Below are 20193 nucleotides of genomic sequence, written 5' to 3' on the forward strand. Positions count from 1 at the left end.
GTAAGTTAACGGCAGCCATTATTTTTTGTTGTCGTCGATAGCGCAGGTATGGCAAGGCAAATTGCCGCCAATAAATTTACGATAGCCCCATGCACCCAGACAGCCGCCGAGAATAGGTCCTAAAATAGGGACAATAAAGTAAGGAATATCTCTGCCTCCGGTCATAGCAATATTGCCCCAGCCAGCAAAATAGGCAAACAGTTTTGGTCCGAAATCACGCGCCGGGTTCATGGCGAATCCGGTTAGTGGTCCCATAGATGCACCGATAACCGCAACCAGAATACCAATTAATAATGGTGCTAAAGAACCGCGCGGTACACCGTTGCCGTCATCGGTTAAGGCCAGAATCAAACAGAGCAGAATAGCCGAGATGACGAATTCCACACAAAATGCCTGAAATACATTAATTGCCGGGTTGGGGTAAGTGGAGAACACGCCAGCTAATGACAGACTGTCTACGCTACCTCTGACAATGTGCTGAGCTGTTTCTACTTCGTAGAACAAGCTGAAGTACAGGCCATATACCAACGCAGCCCCACAGAATGCGCCAGCGACTTGCGCAATAATAAAAGGAACTACTTTCTTGCGGTCAAAACAGGCGAATAACCAGAGAGCAATGGTGACGGCCGGGTTAAGATGAGCCCCGGATACACCGGCAGTTAAGTAAACGCCCAGTGCAACCGCCAGACCCCAGATAATACTAATTTCCCATTGTCCGAGGCTTGCTCCCGCCACTTTCAATGCCGCTACACAGCCAATACCAAAAAAAAGAAATAAACCAGTACCAAGAAACTCAGCAATACATTGCCCCTTTAAAGAAGGGCCGTCGGTTTGGCTCATAAATATAATCCTGTAAAAGGAAGAAGAGAGAGGTAAATGGCGTTAAGCTGATTACCTGTTTATAGCCTCTATTAGAGAGATAGAGGGAATAGCTTTATTTTAGCGTTATCGCGCCATTTCGAAAAATAACGAAAGTGTTAATCTGTGTTATCGGTCAAAGAATTGTTGTTTTGAGTTCGAAAATTGATGCCTGGCTCAGATTTCTGGCAAATTTTGCTGAACCTTCAGAAGCATATTTCTCAATGCGTGTAGACCGCGGTATAATCGGTTAGCTGGCTTTGACGGATGGTTTTCAGTTTTATTAACAAAATTTCTGAACATTCGCGCTTTATATGGGTCTATGGCTGGACAGCATCAGGTCAGGTTAATACAATCATTCTGTTGATTTTGGCGATCCACTAAACGGGATGAGCGCGTCTTGCCGCTAGCGGCTGTGATAATTTTTGATTTTCCGCTTTGCGGTTATGTCTATATGAGGACAATATAATGTCATTTGAAGTATTTGAAAAACTGGAAGCTAAGGTCCAACAGGCCATTGATACCATCACATTATTACAAATGGAAATTGAAGAGCTGAAAGAAAAAAATAACTCTTTAGTTCGTGAAATTGAAACGGCATCCAATGGACGTGAATCATTAGTGAACGAAAACGCTCAACTGAAACAAGAACAGCAAGCCTGGCAGGAGCGTTTACGTTTGCTGTTAGGTAAAATGGACGATGTTAACTGATCCAATTTTGTTGATTATTCAGCAATAAAAAACGCCGTGCAAAGACGGCGTTTTTTGTGAGTATTTTTATCGGTGAGATACCGTATTACTCGATATCCAGTGCTTCTTCCGACAGGATAATTCCGGTGTTATCAGCATACAAGTGGTCGCCTGAGAAGAAGGTGACTCCGCCGAAATTGACACGAATATCGCTTTCGCCAATGTTTTGCGAGTCAGCACCAACGGGAATTGATGCTAAGGCTTGAATACCGATATCCAGCTCTTCCAGCTCATCGACCTGACGAACAGCGCCGTAGATCACCACACCTTCCCATTCGTTCTGAACAGCCAAACGCGCTAACTCTGCATCGACCAATGCTCGGCGTACCGAACCACCGCCGTCAACCAATAAGACCCGACCCTGACCATTTTCTTCTAATAGTTCATAGAGTAAGCCATTATCTTCGAAGCATTTGACCGTGGTGATTTGACCACCGAAAGAGGGGCGTCCGCCAAAGTTAGAGAACAGAGGTTCCACAACGTTGACTTCTTCATGATAGATGTCGCACAACTCGGAAGTATCATATTTCATAAGATCGTCGCCTGTCAGTGTATCGCCATGAATGATCAGTATATCCTGAATTTTACGAGGATAGCAAAGCTATCCTCGGTTTCACGCCTGATATAGCGGCAATCTAAAGCCGCTTGGGATGAAAATTAGTGAATAATTAACTCAGTATGACACCGATAGCAAACAGGATATTAGTCAGTAATGCGCCTTTGACCATTTGCTCTAACATTGGACGCATGGCAACGGCCGTTGGTTGGTGTAGCACATACATGGCATGACGGTATAGTAGCGGCACGGCAAGAATGAAAAGCCAACCGCTCCAACTACGCAGATCAAATAAGGTAAAGAGAATTAAGCAGAGTAGCGCCCCCGCCAGCAACAGGAAATGATAACGGCGAGCCCATATTGGCCCAAGACGGACAGCAAGCGTGTTTTTGCCGTTCATTCTGTCGTTATCAATGTCACGCAGGTTATTGATATTGAGTACTGCAGTGGCCAGTAGACCACAAGCGGTTGCGGGTAGCATCACGACGCTGTCTAACGTACCGGCTTGCAGATAATAGGTACCAGCTACACTAAGCCAGCCAAAGAAAATCAGAACTGAAATATCACCTAATCCCATGTAACCGTACGGTTTACGGCCGACGGTATAAGTAATTGAGGCAACGATAGCCAAAAGGCCTAAACCCATAAAACCAATAATATCTTCAGGTTTTTTACAGGCAATGGTAATTAACGTAATGCCGGAGATCACCGTCAAAGCAATAACGACAATCAAAGCTCGCTTCATTTGTGCCTGATTGATTAAGCCTTTCTGCATACCTCGGTTGGGGCCAATACGGGTTTCGGTGTCGCTACCTTTGACGGCATCACCATAATCGTTGGCCAAATTCGATAGTATTTGCAGTAGTGCGGCGGTTAACAACGCCATCAATGCGATATCTAATTGGAAATGGTTCATCCAGGCAGCTAATGCTGAGCCCGTGACGATAGACGCCAGCGCCAGGGGTAACGTACGGGGACGCAGACTTTCAATCCAGGCCGTGGCTTTACTTGTTGAGTGGGTTTGGCTCATGTTTTAGCTTTAATCAAAAAATAAAATTTAATGTGGATAAACGGCTAACCGCTGATTATACGAGTATTATAGAGAAGTTAACGAGAGTTTGCTTTGATTCTGCACCAAAACAGGGTAAATACCGGAGAGATAAGTTTACGGGAGGTTGATACCTCCCGTAAATACAGCAAAATAAGTAGTACAGTAAAAAACGTTACAGAATGAAACGGCTTAGGTCTTCATCATCAACCAGTTCATCAAGATGGCTGCGGACATAGTCAGCGTCAATGTTGATGGCCGTTCCGGCGCTTTCGCTGGCATCATAGGAAATGTCTTCCATTAAGCGTTCTAACACGGTATGTAAGCGACGAGCTCCAATGTTTTCAGTACGCTCATTGACCTGCCATGCAGCTTCAGCAATTCTGCGGATGCCATCAGTTGTGAAGTCAATGCTAACGCCTTCTGTTGCCATTAACGCTTTATATTGCTCGGTTAATGATGCGCTTGGTTCGGTCAAAATTCTTTCAAAGTCTTCGGTGGTTAAAGCCTGCAGCTCAACGCGAATAGGTAAACGACCTTGTAATTCTGGAATCAGATCGGATGGGCTGGCGGTCTGGAATGCACCAGAAGCAATAAATAGGATATGGTCAGTTTTTACCATACCGTGCTTGGTTGATACCGTACAGCCTTCCACTAATGGCAGTAAGTCGCGCTGAACGCCTTCACGGGAAACGTCAGGCCCAGACACTTCGCCGCGTTTACAGATTTTGTCGATCTCATCAATAAATACAATACCGTGTTGTTCAACGGCATCAATAGCCTGTTGTTTTAGCTCTTCAGGATTGATTAACTTGCTGGCCTCTTCTTCGATTAACTGTTTAAAGGCTTCTTTGATTTTCATCTTACGCGGCTTTTGTTTTTGTCCGCCAAGATTCTGGAACATTGACTGCAGTTGATTGGTCATCTCTTCCATGCCTGGAGGCGCCATAATTTCTACGCCCATCGACATTGCAGCCAGTTCGATTTCGATCTCTTTATCGTCCAGTTGACCTTCCCGTAGTTTTTTACGGAATGCCTGACGGGCCGCGGAATTATCCGTTGTGCTTTCTGATTGTCCCCAGTTATCGCGTGCTGGTGGAATCAGTGCATCAAGAATACGTTCTTCAGCCAGTTCTTCCGCACGGAAACGCATTTTTTCAACCGACTGCTGACGCACCATTTTGATCGACGCATCGGTTAAATCACGAATAATAGAGTCAACTTCTTTACCAACATAGCCGACTTCAGTGAATTTGGTCGCTTCGACTTTAATAAACGGCGCATTGGCTAATTTTGCCAGACGACGGGCAATTTCGGTTTTTCCGACGCCAGTAGGACCGATCATCAGGATATTTTTTGGGGTAACTTCGTGGCGCAGCACTTCATCAAGTTGCATACGACGCCAGCGGTTACGTAATGCTATTGCAACGGCGCGCTTGGCTTTATGCTGACCGATAATATAACTATCAAGTTCACTGACGATTTCGCGAGGAGTCATTTCAGACATCGTTTCGGTCCTTATTCTTTAGACTTTAATTCTTCGATGGTTTGGAATCGGTTCGTATAAATACAGATATCTCCGGCGATAGAGAGAGACTTCTCGACGATATCGCGGGCATTCATATCGGTATTTTCAAGCAATGCTCTGGCTGCGGATTGTGCATAGGGACCACCTGAACCAATCGCAATCAGATCGTTTTCAGGTTGTACGACGTCACCATTACCGGTGATGATTAACGATGCAGTTTCATCTGCGACGGCCAACAGAGCTTCTAATTTGCGTAACATCCGGTCAGTACGCCAGTCTTTTGCCAACTCAACGGCAGCTTTGGTTAGATGACCCTGATGCATTTCTAATTTGCGCTCAAAACGCTCAAATAACGTAAAGGCATCAGCGGTACCACCGGCAAAACCCGCGATAACACGATCGTTATACAGGCGACGAACTTTGCGGGCATTACCTTTCATTACGGTGTTACCCAGAGTTACCTGACCATCACCACCTATGACTACATGACCATTACGGCGAACGCTTACAATTGTTGTCACGAGCAACACCTCGTTAGCTAATAGAAAACGACCTCACACAAGTACGAGGCATAATAAATATGTAGATGGGGAAAGATAAGTAGATTTCAACCCTTGGCCAATAAACAATCTGCATAAATTAGCCGGGCTTAAAGAATTTTCGGTGACGATAAGGTCACCGAAACGGATAGAGTAAGTCTATTAAATCAATGAATTACTTTCCTGATGCAACAGGAATACAGCCGCTGTTACCAGAATTTTTCAGGCGTTGTAAAGTTTTGTCTGCTTCATCTTTATTCGAATAGGGGCCGAGAACAACCCGGTTCCAACCGCCACTCGAACTGATACGGCTTCCAATACCTGAAAAGGCCAGACCAACTTTGACCGACTCTGCCTGTTCAACTGTGCGAAATGAGCCACACTGAATAATCCATCGTTGGTTTTGTGCCTGAGCTGCGGTTTGGCTAGTTGCTGCCGGCGGTGGTGTTTTTTTCGGCTGAGTGGTTTGTGTTTGCTGGGTGTTGGTCGCCGTCGCCGGTGCTGTATTATTTAATGCAGGTTTAGCACCGCCATCTCGTGCTGTAGATGGACGGCCGCTAGCGTCTACGCCTGAGAGTTGCGTAGGCGCCTGTTGCATATCTGACTGGATTTGCTCCAGAATTTTTTTCTGTTCGGCCGTCAACGGAATCTGAGAATTATTGGCTGGCTGACCAATGGAGTTTGGCGAATTGGTGACCTGACGGTTTTCCAGCTCTTTAATATAGCTCCAGCGTTCCTCAGGTTTAGGAGGTAGCCCATTACCTGGCTTAGTTGACTGGTTAGGAGTATCTGGAGAGATGTCTGGTTTATGCTGGGTAATAAAATAGAGACCGCCAGCAAATACCACTAAAACGGCGACCGCAAGCACGATCATCAGCTTGGAAACCGCACCGGATGAGCCTTTTTTCTTTCTGCTGCTGTTTTTGCTCCGCGTCCCCGAACGACTACGGCTTACATAATCTCGTTGTGCCACTATGACTTCACTACAATGTTATTTGAAAAAACTGATTAAAAGAGAGCCATTATAGTACGTAATATGACGTACTTTAGCTAGCTATGAGGTTTAGCCGTACTTTCCCGAACAATAAGTTCGCTGTCGAGTAATACCGAGTTACTTTTTACCGGGCATCCTTGCAATAGTTCCAGCAGCATTAACACTGCCTGGTGACCAATATTATACCGGGGTTGTGCCACCGTAGTTAACGGTGGGTCGGCATATTGTGCCAGAGCGATATCGTCAAAGCCAACAATTGACAGCTCTTCAGGTATTTTGATGCCAATCTTTTTAGCCTGATGTATGACCCCGATGGCCATAATATCGCTATGACAAAATATAGCACTAGGTGGTTGAGGAAGAGACATTAATTGTGTCAATGCAGTCGATCCGGTTTCAAACGTGAGAGATCCGGACAACATATAGCGCTTTTCCAATGCAATACCGCTACGCTGAATCGCCTGAATATATCCTTGGAGGCGGTAGTGGCTGAGGTGCAGATGTGCGGGGCCAGAAATACAGGCGATGCGACGATGACCAATTTGCTGTAAATAGTTTACCGCATTAAAGGCGGCGGTCAGATTATCAATATGGATGGTGGGTAATTTCAGTTCAGGCAAATATTCATTGGCCATGACCATAGGTGGCAGAGATTCATGATGATGTATATCCAGCGGAGAGTTAGCGCCTAACAGGATAATGCCATCGACCTGATTTAACAGAGGGGAGAGCGAAGCTTGTTCAATTGATTGTTGTTGATTACCCAACAGCAGAACCATATAGCCATACTCTGCAGCGGTTTGCTGAATCCCCTGAATAACATCGGTCAAAAAAGGGTCGGTGATATCCAACGACATAACCAATAATATTTTTGATTGGTTGTTTTTGTGATTTCTACTGGGAAGATAAGGAATATACCCGGTTTGTTGAATGGCGTTATCCACTTTCTCCCGCGTTTGATGGGCGACTTTTTCTGGCATCATCAACGCTCTGGACACGGTTGCCGTGGAGACGCCAGCGACATTGGCTACATCTTTCATCGTTACTTGTGCCGCTGTATTATTCTGTTTCAAGATGAGACTCCTGCAAAAATAGTTTATCTCAAATCGATAGAGACAAATTAAGGCTTCCCTTCTTTTATTTATTCTTTGTTTTTTCTGCTTTTTTAAGATAGTCAGACTTATTATTCATTGATTATCAATGGATTGTGCTGAACATGGGGCAGTCATCTTTGAGCTTGGTAATGAATAAATAATCAGGGGCAATACGCTGTGCGATAACCGTTTTATGTTATTACCGAGCTGATTAATATAACGTTACGTAGCTTTTTAGAGCCGCTTCTCAAATATAGTGTTATTAACCTTCAATCGGATCGACATCCAGCGTCCATTTCACTTTCTTCGCTTGGGGAATAACCGCAATTTGAGCTCTGATTGAATGTAATATCTGTTGTAAACGGCCTCGAGACGGATGCTGAAGGAGCAATTGCCAACGGAAACGACCGCTGCGTTTAGCTTGCAATGCCGGGACCGGTCCGAGAATCCATAAAGATGAATCCTGTGCTCTAATATTTTCTAACTGTTCGCGCAGCTGCTGCAGGAACATCGGAGCTTGTTGATTATCATGATCTTCCGAACGGAAAATGGCGTGATAGGTGAAAGGGGGTAGAAATACACTTTTACGTTCTTCAATCGCCTGTTTGGCAAAAGCATCATAGCCTTGATGTAATAAGGTTTGTAGCAATGGATGTTCAGGATGATGGGTCTGTAGTAAGACCTCTCCTTTTTTCCCGGCTCGACCAGCTCGGCCAGAAACCTGAGTATAAAGCTGGGCAAAACGCTCGGCGGCGCGGAAATCCGCAGAAAAAAGAGCGCCATCAACATCAATTAATCCCACCAAGGTGACATCAGGGAAGTGATGACCTTTAGCCAGCATTTGCGTGCCTATCAGAATACGGGCACCTCCTTGATGGATATCGGATAAATGCTGTTCTAGTGCACCTTTACGGCTGGTGGTATCCCGATCGACGCGGGTAATTGGCGTATCAGGAAACAGCTGCGCCAGTTCGTGATCCAACTGTTCAGTTCCCACACCAACCGGTACTAAATGGGTAGAACCGCATTTTGGACACTGATAAGGAATCGGTCGTTGGCTGTCGCAATGATGGCAGCGCAACATTCGTTGATTTTGGTGCAGGGTATAGTAGCGTTCACAGCGCTGACATTCGGCAATCCAGCCACATTCATGGCATAGAAGTGCTGGCGCATATCCACGGCGGTTTAAAAACAGAATAACCTGGTTGTTCGCCTGTAAATGGGTACGCATACGCTTAAGTAGAGATGGCGCAAGTCCTGCGGTTAATGGCTGGCCTTTAAGATCTAAAATATATTGGCTAGCTGGTTGCGCATGGCCAGCACGGAAAGTAAGTCTTAGGTGATGATATTTACCGCTTTGGGCGTTATATAAGCTTTCAATGGCCGGGGTTGCCGAACCCAAGACAATAGGAATATTTTCTTGTCGGGCATGAAGGATAGCTAAATCCCGGGCATGATAACGCCAGCCTTCTTGTTGCTTATAGGAGCTGTCATGTTCTTCATCGATAATGATAATGCCGAGATGCTTAAATGGCGTAAACAGGGCGGAACGAGTACCAATAACAATAGCTGTTTCGCCACGGCGGGCACGTAACCATACTGCTAAACGCTCACTGTCGTTTAGCCCGGAGTGAACAACATCAACTGGAGCGTTAAAACGCTCACGGAAGCGGGCAATAGTTTGCGGAGTTAAGCCGATTTCGGGTACCAAAACCAGAGCCTGGCGTCCTTCAGACAAGATATTTTCCAGTACGCTAAGATAAACTTCGGTTTTGCCTGAACCAGTAATGCCTTCCAGCAGCCAAACACCAAACTTTTGATCATCGCTACGGATAGCCCCAATAGCCGTAGCCTGCTCGGTATTTAGCTTTAATCGTTCGCCATTGATCGCAAAACTTTCCTGCCAAACAATCGGAGAAGGATACTGAGGCTGTAACTCAGCTAGTCCTTTGGTTTTGAGTGCCTGAAAGGCTGCTTCATTGAGTTCCAGCTCATTAATTTGGTAACGATAGATATTGGCCTGGCGTAGTGCAGCCAAGGCTTGCTGCTGTTTTGGTGCGCGCTTTAATACTGACAGATCGGCTGCTTTACCTTCATCGGTGATGTGCCATTGCCAGATAGGGGGTTCCTGAGCGGGTTTTCCCTGACGTAATAATACCGGTAAGGCATGGAACAGGACTTCGCCCAGCGGAAACTGGTAGTAACTTGCCGCCCACAGCAGGGTTTTCCATAAGGATGGGGTAAACAACGATTCCCGATCGAGCAGATCATTAATTTTTTTTAGTTGAGATAGCGGGAAATCGCTTTGTTCGCTGGTACCAACAATAATGCCAATAGCCTGTCGTTTGCCAAAAGGTACACTCACTCTGGCACCGACGACAGCTTGCTCGCCTTCAGGCAGCAGATAGTCGAAGCAGCGATCCAGTGGTACAGGTAAAGCAACGTTAACAACGCTCATTATTGTGATAATCCAAATCCGGCAGCGTAATCAAAATGGAATAGAAGCGCAGCAGCATAACACAAGCAGCCTTAACTGCTGAATAGGTGACGGTGCTTGCGTTGATTATATGGCATCTGTATAATACGCCACCTTTGGTTCAAAACATGAATCAAACCACTCAACCATTTTTTACTTCGCGTGGTGTTCGGCAATAGTGACCGTATAGCGACGCGACATAGAGAGGCTAATATGAGACAAGGTATCCACCCAGAATACAAAGAAATTACTGCTACTTGTTCTTGCGGTAATGTTATCAAAACTCACTCAACTGTGGGTCACGATTTAAACCTGGACGTGTGCAGCGAATGTCACCCGTTCTATACTGGTAAACAACGTGATGTTGCTACCGGTGGCCGTGTAGACCGCTTCAACAAGCGTTTCAACATGGTTGGCGGCTCTAAGTAATTTTACAGAGCTTAAGAAAAAGGCGCCGATGGCGCCTTTTTTGTATCTAGTGATCCGTCTTCAGTAACCCAAGTTTGTTCTCGAATACCGGCTAACCGTATCGGATTTAGTATTCCCAAGTGTCCGGATCGATACCTTTCTCGCGCATCAGTATCTTTGCCGCTTCCGGAATTTCATCGCTACGCTCTTTACGCAAATCTTCATCGTTCGGCAATGGCTGCCCGGTAAATGCATGCAGGAACGCTTCACAAAGTAATTCACTGTTAGTGGCATGTCGCAGATTATTAATCTGACGGCGAGTACGCTCATCAGTCAAAATTTTCAGTACCTTTAATGGGATTGATACCGTAATTTTTTTTACCTGCTCACTTTTTTTACCATGTTCAGCATAGGGGCTGACATATTCGCCGTTCCACTCAGCCATGGGGCACCTTAAATTATATAGAAAGCTGAAATTTTAAAGTTAGCTCAATCTGAACCAACTTACCTATTCACGCGTTGGTATGGCGCATGAATACACGAAAAAAGATATATCATGACAATTTTAACGGATATTTCAGTTTTCCTCAATCTACACGGCAAGAAGTTTAGATGTCTAGAAGTATTGACGTCCGTATTGGTTAGGTATTATCTTATCTGCTATATTTTATGGTTTTCTATCTATTGAGGTAATTCAGGTGAAGCGTAAACAGGCAACCATTGCAGTACGTGGCGGACTTAACTCAGACGAACAATATGGCTGTGTAGTTCCTTCGATCCACCTTTCCAGCACCTATAACTTTGCCGATTTTAATCAGCCGCGTGCGCATGATTATTCTCGTCGCGGTAATCCAACCCGTGATGTGGCACAGGCTGCATTGGCTGAACTGGAAGGCGGAAGCCGTGCTGTGCTGACCAGCAGTGGCACTTCGGCTATTCACCTGATTTGTACCATGTTATTAAAACCCGGGGATTTACTGGTTGCCCCTCACGATTGCTACGGCGGTAGCTATCGCCTTTTCGACAGTCAGGCGCGCCGCGGTGCCTATAACGTGCTGTTTGTCGATCAAGGGGATGAGAAAGCGCTGGAAGCGGCATTAGCCAAAAATCCTAAATTGGTCTTGATTGAATCGCCAAGTAATCCGCTATTACGGGTAGTGGATATTGCCAAAATTTGCCGAGCTGCCCATCAGGTTGGCGCGTTAGCCGTGGTGGATAACACGTTCCTCAGCCCGTTACTACAACAGCCAATCGCTCTTGGCGCAGATATTGTTGTGCATTCTTGCACTAAATATCTCAACGGCCATTCCGATGTAGTGGCTGGTGTGGTGATTGCAAAAGAGGAAGCATTGGGTGTCGATTTTGCGTGGTGGGCCAATAATATTGGTGTCACCGCTGCTGCATTTGACAGTTATTTGTTGTTGCGAGGCCTGCGCACGCTTAGTCCGCGGATGAAACAACAACAGCAAAGTGCCTTGGCTATTGTAGACTACTTACAACAGCAACCGCTGGTGAAAAAGTTGTATCATCCTTCTCTGCCGGGGAATCAGGGTCATGAGATTGCCTGCCGGCAGCAGTCCGGTTTTGGCGCAATGCTCAGTTTTGAATTTAATGGTGATGAAGCGGCCATGAGACGATTCCTTAGCGCTCTGGATTTATTTACACTAGCAGAGTCATTAGGCGGCGTCGAAAGTTTGATTTCCCATGCGGCAACTATGACACATGCGGGAATGGCGGCAGAGGCACGCATAGCTGCAGGTATATCGGATAGCCTGTTACGGATTTCTGTAGGGATTGAAGACAGTGAAGATTTAATTGCCGATCTGGAACAGGCTTTCCAGGCGTCAGCGAAGGGGTAGGTATGAGTACATTAGGAGCCTCCGGGCTTCCTGCAAACCGCCAGTTGCATAAGTTTGGCGGAAGCAGTCTGGCAGATAGTAAATGTTATCTGCGAGTAGCAGGGATAATGGCAGAGTATAGCCACGAAGGCGACATGATGGTGGTATCTGCCGCAGGTAATACCACCAATCAATTAATTAAATGGCTTCAGCTAAGTCAATCAGACCGCATTTCTGCTCATCAGGTCCAACAAGAGCTGCGTCGCTATCAGAGCGAATTGATTAATAGTCTGTTGCCGGAATTACAGGCATCTCAGCTTATTACCTTATTCATTAGCGATCTTGAGCGTCTGGCGGCACTGTTGGATGGCGAAGTTAACGATGCCGTTTATGCCGAAGTGGTCGGTCATGGTGAAATATGGTCAGCTCGGTTAATGTCAGCGGTACTAAATCAGCAAGGTATGAGTGCTGAATGGCTGGATGCCCGTCATTTTTTACGCGCAGAACGTTCGGCGCAGCCTCAGGTAGATGAGGGGCGATCCTACCCATTATTGCAACAAATTCTGGCTCAACAGCCGGGTAAGCGTCTGGTAGTTACCGGTTTTATCTCACGCAATGAAGCGGGTGAAACCGTTCTATTGGGACGAAATGGCAGCGACTATTCGGCTACCCAGATCGGTGCTTTGGCGGGCGTAGTGAAAGTCACTATCTGGAGCGACGTTGCCGGGGTGTATAGTGCCGATCCACGTAAAGTGAAGGATGCTTGTTTGCTACCTTTACTGCGTTTGGATGAGGCTAGTGAATTAGCGCGTTTAGCGGCGCCGGTTCTTCATACCCGAACGTTACAGCCGGTTTCCGGTAGTGATATTGAGCTCCAGCTCCGCTGTAGTTATCAGCCAGAGCAAGGTTCTACTCGTATTGAGCGGGTGCTGGCATCGGGTACCGGAGCCAGAATCGTCACTAGCCATGATGATGTTTGTTTGATTGAGCTGCATGTTGAACCACAGCACGACTTTGCCCAGATTCAAAAAGAAGTTATACGCATTCTTAACCGGGTTCAGGTTAAACCGTTGGCAACCGGTGTGCATTCAGACCGTAACCTACTCCAGCTTTGTTATACCTCTGAAGTCGTTAATAGTGTATTGCAGATTTTGAGCGATGCCAGACTGCCTGGTCGATTGCAGCTACGTGAGGGATTGGCGTTGGTGGCATTGGTGGGTGCTGGTGTATGTAAGAATCCGCTGCATAGCCATCGCTTCTATCAGTTGCTAAAAGATCAGCCGGTGGAGTTTATCTGGCATGCGGATGATGGGATCAGTTTAGTTGCGGTGCTGCGTCTGGGGCCAACAGAGCATTTGATTCAGGGATTACACGCCAGTTTGTTCAGAGCAGAGAAATGCGTTGGGCTGGTGCTATACGGTAAGGGGAATATTGGATCTCGCTGGCTGGAGTTGTTTGCCCGCGAGCAAAAAAATATTTCCGCCCGTACCGGATTCGAGTTTGTTCTGGCTGGTGTGGTGGATAGCCGCCGATGCGTGCTTGATTATCAGGGGTTGGATGCCAGCAGAGTGCTCGCCTTCTTTGATGATGAATCGCAAACGCTGGATGATAATGTGTTAGTCAGTTGGATGCGCGATCATCCCTTTGATGATCTGGTGATTCTGGATATTACCGCCAGTCAGGAACTGGCCAGTAATTATCTGAATTTTGCCAGTTATGGTTTTCATGTAATTAGCGCCAACAAATTGGCCGGTGCATCGTCAGGGAATGAATACCGTCAGATTCGTGATGCCTTTGTTAAAACCGGACGCCATTGGTTGTATAACGCTACTGTTGGGGCGGGATTGCCCATCAATCATACGGTACGCGACCTGCGTGACAGCGGTGATACTATTCTGTCGTTAAGCGGAATTTTCTCCGGCACGCTATCGTGGCTATTTTTGCAGTTTGATGGTTCGATACCGTTTTCTGAGCTGGTGGAACAAGCCTGGCAACAGGGCTTAACCGAGCCGGATCCTCGGGTTGATTTATCCGGTCAGGACGTGATGCGTAAACTGGTGATTTTGGCGCGTGAAGCGGGCTATGACATTGAACCTGATCAGGTTAGGGTGGAGTCGCTGGTCGCAGAGGGAGCGGAGCATGGCTCTGTTGACAACTTCTTTGAAAACGCTCAGACCCTGAATCAGCAAATGTTGGAACGTTTAGAAGCGGCGAAAGAGATGGGGCTGGTTCTGCGCTACGTTGCTCGTTACGATGCTAATGGTAAGGCGCGGGTTGGTGTTGAAGCGGTAAGTGACGACCATCCTCTGTCTGCTCTATTGCCGTGCGATAACCTGTTTGCCATTGAGAGTCGCTGGTATCGAGATAACCCCCTGATTATTCGTGGGCCGGGAGCCGGGCGGGATGTGACCGCCGGTGCTATCCAGTCGGATCTGAACAGGCTAGCTAAACTACTTTAAAATCATTACGATATGATTTTTCCGTAACGCCTGAGATCAATATGATCTCGGGCGTTTTTTATTTATTCTGATTTATTGTTATTTTGCGGTTGACAGAATGAGCAAGTTAAGCCATCTTATTTAGATGTTTAGACGTCTAAACGTTCAGAAGTATATTAAACGAAACGGCGCATAAGAATATCAGGCAAAAGCCAATACTAACGGGATGGACAGGATATGAGTTTTTTTCATGCTAATCAGCGGGAAGCACTGAATCAGAGTTTGGCGGAAGTCAGCGGGCAGATTAACGTTTCTTTTGAGTTTTTCCCGCCAAGCACCACAGAAATGGAGCAAACCCTTTGGCAATCTATCGATCGTTTAAAAACCCTTAAGCCAAAGTTTGTGTCTGTTACCTACGGTGCAAATTCTGGTGAGCGTGACAGAACTCATAGCATTATTAAAGGGATTAAGGACAAAACCGGTTTGGATGCGGCTCCGCACCTGACCTGTATTGATGCCAGCTCTGACCAGCTATTGGATATTGCTAAAGATTATTGGAATAGCGGTATTCGTCATATCGTTGCTTTACGTGGTGATTTACCCGCGGGTGGTGGCAAGCCTGATATGTATGCTTCTGATCTGGTAGCTCTGCTGAAAAGCGTGGGAGATTTTGATATTTCTGTGGCGGCTTACCCAGAAGTTCATCCAGAGGCAAAAAGCGCACAGGCTGATTTAATCAACCTGAAGAAGAAAGTAGATGCGGGGGCCAACCGAGCCATTACCCAATTTTTCTTTGATGTAGAAAGCTATTTACGCTTCCGCGATCGCTGTGTAGCTACAGGTATTGATGTTGAGATTGTGCCGGGTATTTTACCGGTATCCAACTTTAAGCAGTTGGAGCGTTTTGCCAAGATGACCAATGTGCGCGTTCCACAGTGGATGACGCAAATGTTCTCTGGTTTGGAAGATGATATAGAAACTCGTAAATTGGTCGGCGCTTCTATTGCAATGGATATGGTCAAAATCCTGTGCCGTGAAGGGGTGAAAGATTTCCATTTCTATACTTTGAATCGCGCTGAATTAAGCTATGCGATATGCCATACGCTGGGTGTTAGACCGGCGTAAGTTTAGATTGAATTTCGTTTTTCATATGATAGAACCTGTTTAAAGGGAAAGGATTAAAGTAAAAAATGCCGCAATATGCGGCATTGAGAGTGTAGATAAAGTCATTTAATTTGATTTCAGTGAATGTTTCGTCCGTAAAAAGAAGGTTGGAATATTTACTTCCTCTCACGGACGAGAGGGGATGTTTTTGAGTTCAACGGGCGTCAGGCCTACGCTTCTTAGGGGCGCTTCGGCAGCTAAAGCTGCTACGACCCCAACAGAACCCTCTCCTTCCGTTTACGTTTGGTTATTTAGGGTTTGTTATCAATAAAAATGCCGCATATTGCGGCATTTTTTGATTAACAGGGATGGAGCTACCTTGCAAAAACTAACCGGTATTCCTCATTCCCGCAGCTATCCCGGCAATCGTTACCATCAACGCTTGTTCAACTCGCGGATCTGCGGTCTCTTGTTGGCGAGAACGGTGCAGTAGCTCAGCCTGAAGAACGTTTAGCGGGTCGGTGTAAACATTACGCAGAGCGATAGATTCGGCAATCCATGGGGATTTCTCCATTGGTAGCTGGTCATTCGCTAGTTGCAGTACCACTTTAATGTCTTCTGCTAACTGAGCGCGTAGCTTCTGGCCCAGATGCCACAGTTGTTGCTCTACCAGACGCTGGTCATAATACTCCGCCAGCCACAGGTCAGCTTTGGCGTACACCATCTCCAGCATATTGATGCGGGTATTGAAGAACGGCCAATCACGGCACATTTCAGCCAGTTCTTGCTGCTTACCGTTATCAATAGCGTGTTTCAGGGCCGCACCTGCGCCAAGCCATGCGGGTAACATCAGGCGATTTTGCGTCCAGGCGAAGATCCATGGGATCGCTCGCAGGCTTTCTACGCCGCCGTTTGGTTTACGTTTGGCTGGGCGTGAACCGAGCGGTAGTTTGCTGAGCTCAAGCTCTGGCGTTGCTGAACGGAAATAAGGCACAAAGTCTGGCGATTCCCGCACGATGTCACGATACTCTTTGCAGGAGAAGGCTGACAGGTCATCCATGATATCGCGCCATTCCTGTTTTGGATTCGGCGGTGGCAGTAAATTGGCTTCCAGAATTGCACTGGCATAGCTTGCCAGGCTGGCAAGCGTCACTTCTGGCAGACCGAATTTAAAGCGGATCATTTCACCCTGTTCGGTAACGCGTAATCCACCTTTCAGTGAGCCTGGAGGCTGAGAAAGTAACGCATCGTGAGCCGGAGCCCCTCCGCGACCAATGGTACCGCCGCGACCGTGGAACAACGTTAGATCTACACCCGCCTGTTCACAGGTTTTGATTAACGCTTCCTGAGCATAATATTGCGCCCATGAGGCGGCTAATACACCGGCATCTTTCGATGAGTCGGAATAGCCGATCATAATCATCTGCTTACCGCCGATAAAGTTGCGGTACCAGTCAATATTCAGCAGTTGGGTCATCACATCGTTGGCGTTATTCAGGTCTTCCAACGTTTCAAACAGCGGGCAGACCGGTAGTGCGAAATGACAGCCGGCTTCTTTCAATAATAAATGAACGGCCAGCACATCAGACGGTGTACGCGCCATGGAGATAACATAGGCGGCAATCGACCCTTGAGGTGCTTTGGCAATCACTTTACAGGTATCCAGAATTTCCTGAGTATCGGCGCTAGGTTGCCAGTCCCGTGGGAACAATGGTCTTCTGGACTGTAGCTCTTTTACCAGAAATGCCTGTTTCTCTTTTTCGGACCACTCGTCGTAGTTACCGATTTCCAGATATTGGGTTAACTCGGCTAAGGCATCGCTGTGGCGAGTACTTTCTTGACGAATATCAATGCGTACCAGTGGCAGGCCGAAGCAACCGATGCGACGTAGCGTATCCAGTAACTGACCATTGGCAATAATGCTCATACCGCAGGCCTGAAGTGATTGATAGCAGGCATACAACGGTTCCCACAACTGGCTATTATCAATCAGGATATCTTCCGGACAGGTAACGCGTTCGCCGTTTAGACGGGCGCCGAGATAAGCATGCGTGCTGATCAGTTGAGCGCGTAGCTTTTTCATCAGCTCACGATAAGGTTCCAGCACTTCATCGCCACCGGCCATGGCGCGTAATTCTGGAGTACAGTCAGACATTGAAAGTTCTGATACCAGTACCTGAATATCTTTCAGGAACAATTCAGCGGCTTTCCAGCGACCGTAGATCATCACGTGTTCGGTAATTTTAGCGGTAACGTTAGGGTTGCCGTCACGATCGCCGCCCATCCAAGAAGTAAAGCGCACAGGAACCGCATCGACCGGTAGCTTATAGTCCAACGCGTCAGCCAACTGATCGTTAAACTCTCGCATAAAGGCAGGTACACCTTCCCACAGGCTGTTTTCTACGACAGCAAATCCCCATTTGGCTTCATCAACTGGCGTTGGGCGATTTTTACGAATTTCATCGGTATGCCATGACTGAGCAACCAACTGGCGCAGACGGCGCATAATCTTGTCGTGCTCATAATCGGCCAAATCGTTGTGATCCAACTGGCTGAGACAGTTATTCACTTCAACCAGCTTATGAATCATGGTGCGGCGGGCAATTTCCGTCGGGTGTGCGGTGAGTACTAGCTCAATAGATAGTTGAGCAACCGCTTCACGCACCGCATCATCGGTAATGTGTTTCTCTCTCAGGCGCTGAAAAAGATTGGCGAATACCGCTGGGTTATTCGCTGCCTCACCACGAGATGAAATGCCGTGGTATTGCTCTGCCGTATTGGCAAAGTTAAGGAACTGATTAAACGCTCTGGCTACCGGCAATAATTGATCGTTGGAGAGATTTTGTAAGGTAGAGAGCAGAGCCTGACGGTTAGCTTCGTTACCTGCCCGGGATGACTTGGATAATTTGCGAATGGTCTCGACCTGTTCGAGGATATTTTCCCCTAACGCATCTTTGATTGTATCGCCGAGAAGCGTGCCAAGCATGCTGACATTACTTCGCATTGCTGAATATTGTTCGTTCATATGTCCCCTGCCTGGTTAGTTAAGCGTGATGCTGTGTTGTTTTCGATCGTTATTTTTATGCGTACCAAATTTAGAGTTGTATCACACTAATTAAGTATTGCCACAACTTTGTTGAATCCTTTAAGCAATTCTTATAAACCCGCGATTTCAACAACAAATTCTACTTTCAGAATTTAATAGTGGTGTTTACCGCCCTAACAATTAATACCTGTTTTGGGCGGCGATGGATGGTTCAGCGGTGGTTATCCAACGGCACAAAAATGATGAATAACTTGCGTTAAAAGTTGACGGGTTGGCTGGATAAACGAAGTTGCCAGAAATTCATCCGGCTGATGAGCTTGGTCAATAGAACCCGGCCCTAATACCAGCGTTGGACACATCTGCTGTAAAAATGGGGCTTCGGTACAATAGTTGACGACTTCAGCCTGAGCGCCAACCAGTTTTTCCACCACTTTGACCAATGGGTTATCTGCGGCACATTCATAGCCAGGAATCGGCGTATGCAGGTGCTCAATGGCCACTCGACCCGGCCAGCGTGAGCTAAGTGGTTCCAGTGCACCATGTACTAATTCATCCAGATCGTTGAGGGTTAGCCCGGGTAACGGTCGAATATCCATATGTAATTCACAGCAGGCGCAAATCCGATTCGGTGCATCCCCACCGTGAATGTGACCGAAGTTCATCGTTGGATAAGGAATGGCAAAAGCGTCATGGTGATAACGCTGTTTCAGCGAATCTCTCAGTCCCATCAGGTGACCGATAGCATCATGCATCAGTTCAATGGCGTTAACTCCTCGGGACGGATCGCTGGAGTGGCCCGACTGACCAGTAATGCGGATAGCGTCGGCAATATGTCCTTTATGGGCACGAACCGGCTGAAGAGAGGTTGGCTCACCAATAATGGCACAATCGGGTTTTAGTTGGCTGGTGGCGGAGAAATAGCGAGCGCCGGCCATTGAGGTTTCTTCGTCAGCGGTTGCCAGAATATAGAGTGGTTTAGTCAGTTTGCTTTTATCGATATCTCTTAATGCATCAAGAATAAAGGCAAAGAAGCCCTTCATATCGGCGGTGCCTAATCCATAAAGCTTATTGTCGTGTTCCGTTAGGGTAAAAGGATCGCGAGTCCATCGGCCATCATCAAAGGGCACGGTATCGGTGTGGCCAGTGAGAAGTAATCCACCGGGGCCTTCTCCCAGAGAGGCCAGCAGATTAAATTTATTCCGCGTTTCAGGAACGGGCTGGACTTCAACCTTAAACCCCAGCGTGCTGAACCATTCCGCCAGTAGATTAATCAGGGATTCATTACTTTGATCCAGTGCAGCATCCGTAGCACTGATACTGGGGATAGCGATAAGTTTACTGTATAGCTCAATAAAAGACGGTAGGGTTTTATTCACAATTCGGCACCTGCTTAGTGATTAATTCAATATAAATTCATTTATTTTGCATAAAAATACAATAAAGGATTGTGTAAGGGAACAGAATTTCGTACCTTAAGCAATATTCATCCACCTTACCGTAGCGTGCTGCCGTTTCC

The 20193-nt window shown here is 46.8% G+C and carries 16 protein-coding genes; 5 read left to right on the plus strand and 11 right to left on the minus strand.

From position 1 onward, the window contains the following. Positions 1–18: 18 nt before the first annotated feature. Positions 19–840, minus strand: a complete 822-nt coding sequence (locus BMZ28_RS15695; RefSeq protein ID WP_047782236.1) for an MIP/aquaporin family protein — start codon at positions 838–840, stop codon at positions 19–21. Positions 841–1326: 486 nt separating this feature from the next. Here BMZ28_RS15695 and zapB point away from each other — a divergent pair, with 486 nt between their 5' ends. Continuing rightward, the gene (gene zapB, locus BMZ28_RS15700; RefSeq protein WP_047782235.1) at positions 1327–1569 is read left to right on the plus strand and encodes a cell division protein ZapB; all 243 of its coding nucleotides are present in this window, start codon (positions 1327–1329) and stop codon (positions 1567–1569) included. 85 nt (positions 1570–1654) lie between these two features. Here zapB and rraA read toward each other — a convergent pair whose 3' ends face one another. The 7 genes from rraA to priA form a co-directional block, all read right to left on the minus strand. Next, a complete protein-coding gene (gene rraA, locus BMZ28_RS15705; RefSeq protein ID WP_047782234.1) occupies positions 1655–2140 on the minus strand; it encodes a ribonuclease E activity regulator RraA in 486 nt (161 codons plus the stop codon). Between the two features lie 136 nt (positions 2141–2276). Continuing rightward, on the minus strand, positions 2277–3194 hold the full coding sequence (locus BMZ28_RS15710; RefSeq protein WP_047782233.1) for a 1,4-dihydroxy-2-naphthoate polyprenyltransferase: 918 nt from the start codon (positions 3192–3194) through the stop codon (positions 2277–2279). A 193-nt stretch (positions 3195–3387) separates the two neighbouring features. Next, complete coding sequence (gene hslU / locus BMZ28_RS15715; protein WP_047782232.1) at positions 3388–4719, minus strand: ATP-dependent protease ATPase subunit HslU; 1332 nt, start codon at positions 4717–4719, stop codon at positions 3388–3390. Between the two features lie 11 nt (positions 4720–4730). After that, on the minus strand, positions 4731–5261 hold the full coding sequence (gene hslV, locus BMZ28_RS15720) for an ATP-dependent protease subunit HslV (protein ID WP_047782231.1): 531 nt from the start codon (positions 5259–5261) through the stop codon (positions 4731–4733). Between the two features lie 193 nt (positions 5262–5454). Next, a complete protein-coding gene (ftsN, locus tag BMZ28_RS15725) occupies positions 5455–6252 on the minus strand; it encodes a cell division protein FtsN (protein ID WP_047782230.1) in 798 nt (265 codons plus the stop codon). A gap of 77 nt (positions 6253–6329) precedes the next feature. Then, a complete protein-coding gene (gene cytR / locus BMZ28_RS15730) occupies positions 6330–7346 on the minus strand; it encodes a DNA-binding transcriptional regulator CytR (RefSeq protein WP_268794294.1) in 1017 nt (338 codons plus the stop codon). 283 nt (positions 7347–7629) lie between these two features. Then, complete coding sequence (gene priA, locus BMZ28_RS15735) at positions 7630–9825, minus strand: primosomal protein N' (RefSeq protein ID WP_074824658.1); 2196 nt, start codon at positions 9823–9825, stop codon at positions 7630–7632. A gap of 231 nt (positions 9826–10056) precedes the next feature. Between priA and rpmE the strand changes: the two genes are divergently transcribed. After that, positions 10057–10272, plus strand: a complete 216-nt coding sequence (gene rpmE / locus BMZ28_RS15740; RefSeq protein ID WP_047782228.1) for a 50S ribosomal protein L31 — start codon at positions 10057–10059, stop codon at positions 10270–10272. Between the two features lie 106 nt (positions 10273–10378). Here the strand turns inward: rpmE and metJ are convergent, their stop codons facing one another. After that, positions 10379–10696: a met regulon transcriptional regulator MetJ gene (gene metJ, locus BMZ28_RS15745; RefSeq protein WP_047782227.1), complete on the minus strand. Its 318-nt coding sequence runs from the start codon at positions 10694–10696 to the stop codon at positions 10379–10381. Between the two features lie 253 nt (positions 10697–10949). Here metJ and metB point away from each other — a divergent pair, with 253 nt between their 5' ends. The 3 genes from metB to metF all read left to right on the plus strand — a co-directional run bounded on the left by metB (position 10950) and on the right by metF (position 15652). After that, positions 10950–12110, plus strand: a complete 1161-nt coding sequence (gene metB / locus BMZ28_RS15750; RefSeq protein ID WP_074824661.1) for a cystathionine gamma-synthase — start codon at positions 10950–10952, stop codon at positions 12108–12110. 2 nt (positions 12111–12112) lie between these two features. Further along, positions 12113–14548, plus strand: a complete 2436-nt coding sequence (locus tag BMZ28_RS15755; RefSeq protein ID WP_047782225.1) for a bifunctional aspartate kinase/homoserine dehydrogenase II — start codon at positions 12113–12115, stop codon at positions 14546–14548. Between the two features lie 216 nt (positions 14549–14764). Then, positions 14765–15652: a methylenetetrahydrofolate reductase gene (gene metF / locus BMZ28_RS15760; RefSeq protein WP_047782224.1), complete on the plus strand. Its 888-nt coding sequence runs from the start codon at positions 14765–14767 to the stop codon at positions 15650–15652. A 367-nt stretch (positions 15653–16019) separates the two neighbouring features. On the opposite strand, the gene ppc is transcribed toward metF, so the two are convergent. Both ppc and argE read right to left on the minus strand, forming a co-directional pair. Beyond that, on the minus strand, positions 16020–18656 hold the full coding sequence (ppc, locus tag BMZ28_RS15765) for a phosphoenolpyruvate carboxylase (protein ID WP_074824664.1): 2637 nt from the start codon (positions 18654–18656) through the stop codon (positions 16020–16022). 242 nt (positions 18657–18898) lie between these two features. Then, complete coding sequence (gene argE, locus BMZ28_RS15770; protein WP_074824666.1) at positions 18899–20053, minus strand: acetylornithine deacetylase; 1155 nt, start codon at positions 20051–20053, stop codon at positions 18899–18901. Positions 20054–20193 lie beyond the last annotated feature (140 nt).

It is taken from the genome of Pragia fontium DSM 5563 = ATCC 49100 (assembly GCF_900112475.1).
Lineage (GTDB): Bacteria > Pseudomonadota > Gammaproteobacteria > Enterobacterales > Enterobacteriaceae > Pragia > Pragia fontium.